Annotated in this window: 10 protein-coding genes and 1 pseudogene; 10 read left to right on the forward strand and 1 reads right to left on the reverse strand. The window is 31.5% G+C overall.

From position 1 onward, the window contains the following. The 8 genes from NE054_RS05270 to NE054_RS05305 form a co-directional block, all read left to right on the forward strand. Nucleotides 1-192 (forward strand): flagellar protein FlaG (locus NE054_RS05270; protein ID WP_297889455.1); only part of this gene is annotated, 192 nt, incomplete at its 5' end. A 15-nt stretch (nucleotides 193-207) separates the two neighbouring features. Beyond that, nucleotides 208-1515 (forward strand): flagellar filament capping protein FliD, encoded by a 1308-nt coding sequence (fliD, locus tag NE054_RS05275; protein ID WP_297889457.1) that lies wholly within the window; start codon nucleotides 208-210, stop codon nucleotides 1513-1515. Between the two features lie 9 nt (nucleotides 1516-1524). Beyond that, entirely contained in the window at nucleotides 1525-1893 is a 369-nt protein-coding gene (gene fliS / locus NE054_RS05280) for a flagellar export chaperone FliS (protein WP_297889460.1), read from the forward strand. A 47-nt stretch (nucleotides 1894-1940) separates the two neighbouring features. Next, complete coding sequence (locus tag NE054_RS05285) at nucleotides 1941-2177, forward strand: hypothetical protein (RefSeq protein WP_297889462.1); 237 nt, start codon at nucleotides 1941-1943, stop codon at nucleotides 2175-2177. Between the two features lie 46 nt (nucleotides 2178-2223). Continuing rightward, the gene (locus tag NE054_RS05290; protein ID WP_297889464.1) at nucleotides 2224-2757 is read left to right on the forward strand and encodes a YqhA family protein; all 534 of its coding nucleotides are present in this window, start codon (nucleotides 2224-2226) and stop codon (nucleotides 2755-2757) included. 2 nt (nucleotides 2758-2759) lie between these two features. Continuing rightward, entirely contained in the window at nucleotides 2760-3107 is a 348-nt protein-coding gene (locus tag NE054_RS05295) for a heavy metal-associated domain-containing protein (protein ID WP_297889466.1), read from the forward strand. Between the two features lie 68 nt (nucleotides 3108-3175). Then, entirely contained in the window at nucleotides 3176-5032 is a 1857-nt protein-coding gene (locus NE054_RS05300) for a copper-translocating P-type ATPase (RefSeq protein WP_297889468.1), read from the forward strand. 71 nt (nucleotides 5033-5103) lie between these two features. Continuing rightward, complete coding sequence (locus NE054_RS05305; RefSeq protein ID WP_297889470.1) at nucleotides 5104-6339, forward strand: peptidase U32 family protein; 1236 nt, start codon at nucleotides 5104-5106, stop codon at nucleotides 6337-6339. 84 nt (nucleotides 6340-6423) lie between these two features. Here the strand turns inward: NE054_RS05305 and NE054_RS05310 are convergent, their stop codons facing one another. Next, nucleotides 6424-8943 (reverse strand): bifunctional diguanylate cyclase/phosphodiesterase, encoded by a 2520-nt coding sequence (locus tag NE054_RS05310; RefSeq protein ID WP_297889472.1) that lies wholly within the window; start codon nucleotides 8941-8943, stop codon nucleotides 6424-6426. Nucleotides 8944-9009: 66 nt separating this feature from the next. On the opposite strand from NE054_RS05310, the gene metG reads away from it, so the two are divergent. Then, nucleotides 9010-10878, forward strand: a complete 1869-nt coding sequence (gene metG / locus NE054_RS05315) for a methionine--tRNA ligase (RefSeq protein ID WP_297889475.1) — start codon at nucleotides 9010-9012, stop codon at nucleotides 10876-10878. A 32-nt stretch (nucleotides 10879-10910) separates the two neighbouring features. After that, nucleotides 10911-11208, forward strand: a pseudogene (locus NE054_RS05320) (hypothetical protein); the annotation flags it as partial.

Here is an 11208-nt window from a genome sequence, read left to right on the forward strand (position 1 = left end):
CTTCTTCATTTTAGCTTTAAGTTTTGCTACTTGTCTTGGTTTGTTTTAAAATTATTTAAATTGGAAATTAGAGTTAAAATAGTAGATGTTGAAACAAACAAAGTGATAAAGCAGATACCACCGGATTACATTATAAACATAATTAAAAATATCAACAAGATGCTTGGAGCACTTTTTAACGAAAAAATTTGATGGCGGTGATAAACCATGGCAGGAGAACTCAACGTAACAGGTCTTGTAAATGGATTTGATATGAACTCGGTTTTACAACAGATACAATCTCTCAAAAGTCAGCAAGTCCTACTTTTACAGCAAAAGCAACAATCCATATCCGATAAAAAGTCAGCTATATCAGACATTCAAACGATATTAAAAAATATACAAAACACTGTTAACAACATCACAAATCCAAATATAGCATACGCAAAATCTGTAAATCTATCAAACCCAAACATTGCAAATGTTAACATTACAGACCCTACAGCTGTAAATGTAGGTACATTTTCATTAACCGTTAACCAGCTTGCTCAAAACGATGTTTATGCGACAAGTAACGCTGTATCAGATAAAAATGCACCTCTTGGATTAAGCAGTGGAACATTAACCATTAGAATAAAAGGAATAGATTACAATGTAGTATACGATAATACCTACTCTTTACAAGCATTATCTGACCAGATAAACAATGTGGCACAAACATACAACGGAGATTTTAGGGCATCCGTTGTTAATGTAGGAACAGATTCAAACCCTCAGTATAAGTTGGTTATATCCGGAACAAAAACAGGTTCTGAGAATGCACTAACTATCAGTGATAGTGGTAATCTTGTTTCTACTTTAGGTTTGAACCATATAAAAACAGCTCAAGATGCTCAAATACAGTATGAAGGGTTGACTATAAACAGTTCAACAAACACTTTTAACAATGTGCCTGGATTATCTATCACAGTAAATCAAACGGGAAATACAACAGTAGCTGTAAACCAAGATTCTAAACCTATAACAGATACTTTAAACAGTATAATTTCTGGATATAACAACTTGGTTAACACTCTAAATAAAGAAACAGGAAAAGATGGAAGATTAAGTGGAGAGTACTCTCTAAATATAGTAAAAAGTGGTCTTTATAGGCAGTTAGAACCTTTATTAACAGCCGGACTTATAAAATATGATAGAACAAACGGAAACATATCCTTAAACACAGATAAACTTCAAACCATGATACAAAATAACCCTTCAGAACTTAAAGACATACTAACTACAGTTAAAAATAACGTTAATGATTATCTTAAAGACTACACTCAAACATCCGGAGTGTTAGATTCAAAAATCAAGTCCTACGACAAACAGATAAACTCTATCAAGGAGATGATAGACCAAGTAAACAAAAGAGTACAAATGGAAATACAAACACTTAAAAATCAGTTTGTTTACATGCAAACACTTCAAGCTCAGTATAACGATATTAGTGCCAGAATACAGGCAACTTTTGGCTTACAAACAAACAAACAGTAGGAGATGTAGATGGTAAATCCATATGAAAATTATATAAAAACTGAGTTAGACTCATTACCCGTTGCAGGGATTATAGCAAAAGGTTATGAAAGGATTATTTTGGAGTTAAAAGGAGCTATAGAAAACATAGAGAATAGAAATATAAAAGGTAAAATCAAGAATATATCAAAAGCCATTGATATTCTTACAACTTTAAGAGTTGGTCTTGATTTTGAAAAAGGAGGTGAAATAGCTCAAAACTTAGAAGATATCTACTCTTTTTGTATAAATGAATTATTACTTGCCAACCTAAAAAACGACAAACAAAGACTTGAAGATGTTATAAACATTCTTAATACATTAAAAAGTGGGTGGGAAGAATTAGCACACAAAACTTGAATCAGCTTTTAAAAAAAATTGAAGATTTGATAATATCTTCAAATGATATGGATTTTTCAGAATTTAATACTCAATTAGAAAATATCTACAATCAGCTAAATAAATCTTTTGAATCCGGATTAATATCAAACCATCAAGAAGCAAAGTTAATTCTTGAAAAGATAGAGTCTTTACAAAATACAATCAATGCGAAATCAGAAGAAATAATAAAAATCCTTGAAGACAAACAAAAGGAAGAAAAGTTAGTCCAAGAAGCTAAAAAGCTTTTATCTGATTTAATCTAAATTTTCTATGATAAAATAGTATTTAAAACTGTGTGGAGGATTGTTTTTGAATAAGATAGAGCAGATTTTTGAAAGGATTTTATGGGAATCAAGGTTGATGGTAGTATTAGCTGTGATTGCCTCTATTTTTGCGTCACTTACATTAGTTGTTATGGGAACTTACGATATTATTCTTATATTTCAAGAACTTTTCCATGCTTTTTCTGATAAAGAAGTATACGAACAGTTTCATAAAGATGCAATCACTCATATAATAAGTGCGATAGATGCTTACCTTATCGCAACGGTTTTACTTATATTTGGTATAGGTTTGTATGAGCTTTTTGTTAGTAAAATAGACTATGCAGAAAAAGAGACAAAATCTTCAAAAATACTGGTAGTACACTCATTGGACCAGTTGAAAGATAAACTTGCAAAAGTTATAGTTATGGTGTTGATTGTAACTTTCTTTAAACACGCTGTCAAATACTCTTACGAAGAAGTTTTAAACTTGCTATATCTTGGTATTGGAATATTTTTAATAGCGTTTGCAATTTTTTTATTATCAAAATCTCACAAGGAAAGTAAAGAGGAGCATTGAAAATGAAAGATTTTGCTGTTTTGATAAGCTCTTTAACGGTGATATCCGGAATAAGCTGGTTTTTCTTTGGAAAAGGTAAGAAAAAGGAAGAACAAACGGAACAATCAGGAGAGTTGGAAAAATTGGAACTTAACATATCCGGAATGCATTGTGCTGGATGTGCAGCAGGAATAGAGGCAACTTTAAAACTTATGGATGGTATAAAATATGTATCGGTTAACTTTGCCACTTCAAAAGGTGAGTTTTTATACGACTCTTCTAAAGTAAAAAAGGAAGATATAATATCTAAAATAAAAGAACTTGGATACGATGCATCAATAGATTTTGAAAGTTTTGAAAAAAAAAGTTAGATGAACTAAATAACTTAAAGAAAAGAGTTGTTATTTCGTTTCTCTTCTTTATTCCTATTTTTTTCTCCATGTTTTTCCACTTTTCTGAGTATTTACAGCTATTTTTTGCTTCTGTAATTCAATTTTACGGTGGTTATGAATTTTATAAGTCTTCTTTAAAATCTTTAAAAAATAGACTTGCTGATATGAATCTTCTTGTAAGTATTGGTACATCTGCAGCTTACTTTTACTCGATTGCAGTCTTAGTTTTTAAAGATTTTTTTCCTGAAAATATGAGATACCTTTATTTTGAAGGTTCATCTGCTGTAATAACTTTTGTACTGTTGGGAAGGTACTTAGAGTTAAAAACAAGACAAAGTGCAACGGATTTTATGAAAAAACTTCTTTCTTTAAAACCGGATAAAGCTATAAAAATAGTTGATGGAAAAGAAGAGGTTGTTGATGCTATCTCTATTAAAAAAGGAGATGTTGTTTTAGTCAGAGCTGGTGATAAAATACCTGTTGATGGAGTAATAATAGAAGGTCAAACAGAAGTTGACCAATCTTTTATAACTGGAGAATCTAAACTTATTTTTAAAAAGCCTAACGATGAGGTTTTAAGTGGTAGTATAAATAAGGTAGGTGTTATAAAAGTAAAAGCCACAAAAGATGCAAAAGATAGCGTTTTAAATCAGATAATCAAGCTTCTTTTAGATGCCCAATCAAAGAAACCAAAGATAGGAACTCTTGCAGATAAGATTACAGCTTACTTTGTGCCTACAGTGTTGATAGTTTCAATTCTTGTTTTTGATTTGTGGTACTTTCTGGGATATCCTTTGAATTTTTCCATCACATCTGCAATCTCCGTTTTGGTTATTGCTTGTCCGTGTGCTTTGGGGCTTGCAACACCTATAACGATAGTCAATATAGTAGGAAGAGGAGCAAAAGAAGGAATCTTGTTTAAAAATCCGGAAGTTATAGAAAAATCAGAAAAAATAGATTACGTAGTTTTTGATAAAACTGGCACTTTAACCGAAGGTAAAATGAAAGTTGAAGCTTACATTTTAGAAAATCCGGATTTACTTCCTTTGTTTGTATCTTTAGAAAGAGGTATAAATCATCCGGTAGCTCAAGCAATACTAAATTTATCACAGATTGATTTTTATAAAGATTTAGATATTCAAAATAAACAGATTATTGTTGGTAAAGGTGTAATTGGAATTTATAATGGAAACAGAGTTTTAATGGGTAATATGCAACTTCTAAAAGAGATGTCTATACAGCTGGAAGATAAGTTTGCCGAATTTTATGAAAAAAATAAGGATTTAGGAAATACGGTCATCTTTGGAGTTTTTGGGAATAAAGTCGTAGCGGCATTTTCTATATCTGATACTATAAAAGCTGATAGTAAATACGTAGTTGATTGGCTAAAAGGTAGAGGAATTAATGTTGTTATGCTTACCGGAGATAATAAAAAAGTTGCTGAAAAGGTAAGTAATGAGCTTGGAATTCAAGAGTACCATTATGACCTTACACCGATTGATAAATATAACTTTATAAAATCTTTAAAAGAAAAAGGATTTACGGTTGTTTTTGTTGGAGATGGTGTTAACGATGCTCCTGCAATGATAGAGAGTGATATAGGGATTGCGGTAGAAACTGCGTCGGATTTAGCCAAAGAATCCGGAAGTATAATACTTCTAAACAGTGATATAAAAGGTGTTGTAAAATCTATAAATTTAAGCCAAAAAGGTTTAAAGACCATAAAGCAAAATCTATTTTGGGCTTATATCTATAATATTTTAGGAATTCCAATAGCCGGAGGGCTTTTTTATCCGTTCTTTGGAATACTTTTAAATCCAATGTACGCAGGGATTGCAATGAGTGTAAGCTCTATAACGGTTGTTTTAAATGCTTTGAAGCTAAAATACATAAAAATAGAATGACAAAAATCATTTATGGTATATCTTTTTGTAAGTATTATCTTTTTAAAAATTAAAATCGGAGGTCATTTAGATTGAATAAACCTGAAATTTTAGCTCCTGTAGGACATTATGAAGGTCTTGCTGCCGTGATAAAAGCCGGAGCAGATGCTATATATATGGGAGTAGGTAAACTAAACCAAAGGGCTTTAAAAAGTGAATTTGATATAAACGATGTAAAAGAGATAAGGAAAATTACTCAAGATAAAGGATTAAAACAGTATATAGTTTTAAACTCTATCGTTTTTGAAGATGATTTGCCATGGGTAAATGAAACTTTAGACCAGTTGAAGGAAATAGGTGTAGATGCTGTAATAGGTTGGGATATGGCTGTTTTATCCGGAGCGATAAAAAGAGGAATAACTACACATCTATCTACTATGGCATCTGTATCAAATACTGCTGCGGCTAAGTTTTATGAAGAACTTGGAGTAAAGAGAATAGTTCCGGCAAGAGAGGTAAAGTTAGACGGACTTTTACAGCTAAAAGAAAACACCAACCTTGAGATAGAGATATTCGTTCATGGTGCAATGTGTATGGCGGTATCCGGAAGATGTTTTTTAAGTCATGATGTTTTTGAAACATCCGGAAACAGAGGAGAGTGTTACCAAGTTTGTAGACACGAGTTTGAAGTGAAAATAACTTCAAAAAACACTGGAACAGACTTTATTCTGGGCTCAGACTACATTCTTTCAGCAAGGGATTTGGTTACACTAAACTTTATTGATAAACTGATGTGGGCGGATAGTTGGAAGATAGAGGGAAGGAATAAAAATCCGGATTATGCTTACCTTGTAACCTATGCATATAGAGAAGCAAGGGACAGAATTTTGAACGGAGAATGGGAAACAAAAGGATATCAAGATTTATGGGATTTGTTAGAAAGAGCTTACCACAGACAGTGGGACAGTGGCTTTTACTTTGGACAAGGATTGTTTGGATTAAATCAATCTGTAGCAAAAGAGAAAAAAGTTTACGTTGGAGAAGTGATAAAGTACTACCCTAAAATAAGTGTAGCGGAAGTTAGAATAGTAAATAACCCCATGAAGATAGGAGATACAATCCATATAATTGGTAAAACAACAGGAGTAGTAAGGCAAAAAGTAGAGTCTATGCAGATAGACAGAAAAGACATCCAAATAGCAGAAAGAGGAACTGTTGTAGGACTAAAAACGGTAGAAAGAGTTAGAGAAGGTGACAAAGTGTACCTGATGGTAGAGGTTGAAAATCCGTTAGAAGAACACAAAAGGGAAGCTTTAACAAAATTATAGCAAGAAGTTTGGAATTTTCTATCAGATTACATATAAGTTGAAGCAGGAAGCCCATACTTCTATAAGTATGGGTAGTTTACAAGTTTAGTCAGTATCCGGTGTTGGCTTACCAAAGTAATAACCTTGTAAGTAGTCAACACCCAGTTTCTTTAAAGTTTTATACTCTTCTTCTTTTTCAACCATTTCAGCAAGAACTTTTATATTTTTATGTTTTGCTATCCTAACGATACTCTCTATTATAACTTGGTCATCTACATCTTGGTCTATGTTACTGACAAGTGAATCATCTATTTTTACTAAATCTATTGGAAAGTGTTTTAAATAGATGAAATTTGAATACCCTGCACCGAAATCATCTATCGCAAACTTAAAACCAAGATTCTTACCGTACCGAACGTACTCTTTAAGTGTAGTTAAATCAGATAAAGCCTCCTCTTCTGTAACTTCAAGATAAATATTTTCTGGTTTAAGTCCGTAAAAATTTACTAAAGATAAAAATTCGTCCAAATTACTCAATTTTTCAAAAAAATCTTTTGACATATTAAAAAATAAAAGTTTGTCCTTCTTATTTTTCTCTGATATGTACTGCATAGCTTTATCTTGAATTACTTTATCAATTCTTTCTAAAACTTTGTATCTTATAGCTTCTGATATGAATTTATAAGCTGGTAAAAATCTCTTTTCTTCTGGTAAATAAACCCTCGCAAGAACTTCATATCCAACTACTTCCAATGTATCAGCTCTAACTATCGGCTGGAAGAATGGAATGACTCTATTTTCTTTAAGAGCTGATGTAATAATATTCTTGGATTCAAATTCGGTTTCTATAATCTTTTCAATCTCATCCTTTGTTAAAAATTCTACTCTATTTTTACCTTTGTTCTTTGCTTTGTAAAGCCCAAGGTCGGATGCCTTCAATAAAAATTGGACGTCATAACCATGTAATTCTGTGCTTGCTACTCCAATACTTACAGTTAAATTTATTTTAGTACTATCATTTATATAGATAACTGAATGTTCTATGTTTTCTTTTATTTTTTCAGCAACTTTTTTAGCATTTTCAAATGGTGTTTCTGGCATAATTATTAAAAACTCTTCTCCACCGTACCTTCCTATAACATCGGTTGATCTAACCGATTTTCTTAAAACATCAACTATCCGAAGAAGTACCATATCTCCAATATCATGTCCGTATGTGTCATTTATAATCTTAAAATCATCAACATCTATCATTGCAATTGATAAAGGTCTTTTGTACCTTTCCGCTCTTTTTATCTCTTTATCCAGTTCAAGCATTAGTTTTCTTCTGTTTGGTATTTTTGTTAAGAAATCTAAAGTGGCAAGATTGTAGATATTTATCGTATAAACAAAGTTCGCAAGTATAACATCAAGATACTGTAAATCTTCGTCTTCCAATTTTTCTTTGGAAAACCCTATAAAAATTAAACTCAAATCTTCATCAACTTTCTTTTTTATATAAATTTTGTAATATCTATCTTTTTCTATAAACAGTTCTTTATCTTTTAGTTTTTCTTCTATTTCTTTTAAATCGTTTATTTCTAAATTATTTGCCTGAGCTCTACTTGAGTATAGTGTTGTTTTTGATGAGATATTAGAAACAGATATCAAAAAACTTCCTTCTAAATTGAGAATTCTATCTATCTGATTTAAAACATAATTGGCAAATTTGTTAAAGTTGTTTGAGATGGATATCATTTTTGTTACTGTTTCAAAAATTAACTTAAATTTATTACGGGATTTTACAATTTTTTTTCTAAAATCTTCCAAAAGGGCTGATACTTTTGCAAGTTCATCGCTACCAAAATGTTGGAGAGTAAATTTTACTTTTTCTAATCCCTTTTTATCTATTTCTTCGAGTTTGTAAGTCAAGAAAACAAGCGGAAAAAGGACTATCCTTCTTACAATGAAAAAGGATATTAGTAATAGCGTTATAAATACAGAAGAAAATAGTAGTGAATCTTTTAAAACTTTTTTCAAAGACATAGTAAGAATGGTTTTACTTTCTATACATCCAATCAGATAAAAATCTCCATTGACATATTTTTTAAAACTACATATTTGATTATTTGTAGTGTTCTTTGAGTTTGATATGTAAAAAACCGGATTATAAATAGATACTATTCCGGCTTTGGACATGATTATATCGTAAAGTATCTTTTCATCAACACCAACTAAAAAGTTACTTTGACCTGAATTTACTGTAAAGTATATTATTCCGTCTTTATAATAGTATCGTTCCTTATTATCAGTTAACGTTTCTTTAAAAAGTTTAATGTTGGTGTCGTTTTTCACTTCATCTAAGAGATTGTTTTTTATTAGTTTTTTTATTTTTTCTGAAAAAATGTCTAACTTTTGTTGACTTAAATTTTGCCTGATAGTTGTTGCAAGGTCTATATGCTTTTTTGCATTTTCAAAATCCTCCTTTATCTGAAAGTAAGCTAAAAATCCGGATGATACAAATACCGAAAAAATAAAAATGGCAGAAAACACCAAAGTTATTTTTGTAGCAAAAGACCTTACTTTTAAAATATTCTCTACAAAATAGTTTATCTTAAAACAAATTTTACTTTCTTTAAAATTCATCTACACTCCTAATCTTGATATAATTATTATCGTCATAATTTTAAGAATATTTAGTATGAGGTAAAGATGCAAGAAAAGTTTTATATTACAACACCTATATACTACGTAAATGACGTTCCACATTTAGGTCATGCGTATACAACCATTGCCTGTGATGTGATGGCAAAGTATTACCGTCAAAAAGGTGTAAAAACATTTTTTTTAACAGGAACAGATGAACATGGTCAAAAAATTCAAAAAGCTGCGGAAGAAAAAGGTATTCATCCAAAGGAACTTGCAGATAAAACCCATACAGCTTTTAAACAACTTTGGGAAAAACTAAACATCTCTTACGATAGATTCATAAGAACTACTGACCCTGACCACATAAAAGCGGTTCAGTACATATTTCAAAAGTGTTATGAAAATGGTGATATATACTTGTCTGAGTATGAAAGTTATTACTGTGTAGGTTGTGAGGAGTTTAAAACTGAAACGGAGATAAAAGATTACGATTATAAATGTCCTATACACTTAAAACCTTGTGAAAAGGTAAAGGAAGAGAGTTATTTTTTCAGACTTTCTAAATACACTGATAAACTAATTGATTTTTATGAAAAAAATCCGGAATTTATACAACCGGATTTTAGAAGAAATGAGGTTGTGTCGTTTGTAAAACAGGGGTTGAAAGATTTATCTGTATCAAGAAAGAAAGATAGAGTTTGGTGGGGAATTGAAGTTCCTTTTGACAAAAGCCACACCATATACGTTTGGTTTGATGCCCTTACAAACTACCTTACAGCAGTAGGTTATCCGGATAACCTTAACGAATTTTGGCCAGCAGATGTTCATGTGGTAGGTAAAGATATACTAAGGTTCCATGCAGTTTACTGGCCAGCTTTCTTGATGAGTGCAGGTCTTGAAATACCGAGAAAAGTGTTTGCTCACGGTTGGTGGACCGTAGAAGGTCATAAAATGTCTAAATCTCTTGGTAATGTAGTAGACCCTTTCAAAGCAGCAGACGAATATGGAGTAGACCAACTTAGATACTTTTTACTTAGAGAAGTACCATTTGGATTAGATGGAGATTTTTCAAAACAAGCAGTTGTCAACCGAATTAACTCTGACCTTGCAAACGACCTTGGGAATCTCGTATCAAGAAGTTTAACGATGATTAAAAAATTTCAAGATGGAAATGTTTTACCTTGTCAAGTAAAAACAGATTTAGAGGTAGAATACGAAAACATATACAAAAAAACTTACGAAAACTTTGATAGATACATAAAAAATTTAGACTTTAGTAGAGCCTTAGAAGAAGTTTGGCAGTTTATAGATTGGCTTAACAAATACATTGTAAAAGTGGAACCTTGGAAGTTAAACAAAGAAGACAAAGAGTATCTGAAAACTGTGTTGTACGTGTTGGCGGATGGAATATACGGAATTTTATGGATGTTAAAACCATTTATGCCATCTAAGGTACAGCAAGCGTTAAATATGCTTGGATACTCGGAGATAAAACAGGATATTGGTCCTTTTGTCTTACCAACAACAGTAAAGATAGGAGAAATCCAACCTTTATTTCCAAGAATAGAACTAAAACAAGAGGAGAAAAAGATGGAACAAAAACAAGAAGAATTTATAACAATTGAAGACTTTGCAAAAATCAAGATGAGAGTTGGTAAAGTGTTAGAAGCAGAAAAAGTTGAAAAATCAGATAAACTTTTAAAGTTGAAAGTAAGCCTTGGAGATGAAGAGAGAACAATAGTATCCGGAATAGCACAGTACTACACCCCACAGGAGATGGTAGGAAAGTACGTTATAGTCCTTGCAAACTTAAAACCAAGAAAGATATTTGGAATAGAATCTCACGGAATGCTTTTAGCTGCAAAAGACGGAGAAAGATTAACAGTTTTAACGGTAGACAAAGAAGTTGATGTAGGTAGTTCAGTGTCTTAAATTTAATTTAAAAGATTTGAGAGGTTTTAAACATGGAAGCTTTAGAAGAAAGAGTTGATAGATTAGAAAGAATTGTAGAAGAGCTTTCAGAAACCATAGGTAGAGAGTTTAACAAAGCTTACAACATAATAATCCAAAACGACCTTGCCGCTCAAAAAAGATTTAAAGAATGGGAAGAAAGGTTTGAAAAGGAAAAGCAAGAAAGAGAAGCCCAACGAGAAAAAGACAGAAAAGAGTGGGAAGAGTACTTTAGAAAGTGTTATGAAAATGGTGATATATACTTGTCTGAGTATGAAAGTTATTACTGTGTAGGTTGTGAGGAGTTTAAAA

It is taken from the genome of Sulfurihydrogenibium sp. (genome assembly GCF_027448985.1).
Taxonomy (GTDB): domain Bacteria; phylum Aquificota; class Aquificia; order Aquificales; family Hydrogenothermaceae; genus Sulfurihydrogenibium.

What these genes read in the sequence shown, in the direction of transcription:
- metG (WP_297889475.1), top strand. Translation starts at nt 9,010, where the DNA reads ATGCAAGAAAAGTTTTATATTACAACACCTATATACTACGTAAATGAC.
- NE054_RS05310 (WP_297889472.1), bottom strand. Translation starts at nt 8,943, where the DNA reads ATGAATTTTAAAGAAAGTAAAATTTGTTTTAAGATAAACTATTTTGTA.
- fliS (WP_297889460.1), top strand. Translation starts at nt 1,525, where the DNA reads ATGGTAAATCCATATGAAAATTATATAAAAACTGAGTTAGACTCATTA.
- fliD (WP_297889457.1), top strand. Translation starts at nt 208, where the DNA reads ATGGCAGGAGAACTCAACGTAACAGGTCTTGTAAATGGATTTGATATG.
- NE054_RS05295 (WP_297889466.1), top strand. Translation starts at nt 2,760, where the DNA reads ATGAAAGATTTTGCTGTTTTGATAAGCTCTTTAACGGTGATATCCGGA.
- NE054_RS05300 (WP_297889468.1), top strand. Translation starts at nt 3,176, where the DNA reads ATGTTTTTCCACTTTTCTGAGTATTTACAGCTATTTTTTGCTTCTGTA.
- NE054_RS05285 (WP_297889462.1), top strand. Translation starts at nt 1,941, where the DNA reads ATGGATTTTTCAGAATTTAATACTCAATTAGAAAATATCTACAATCAG.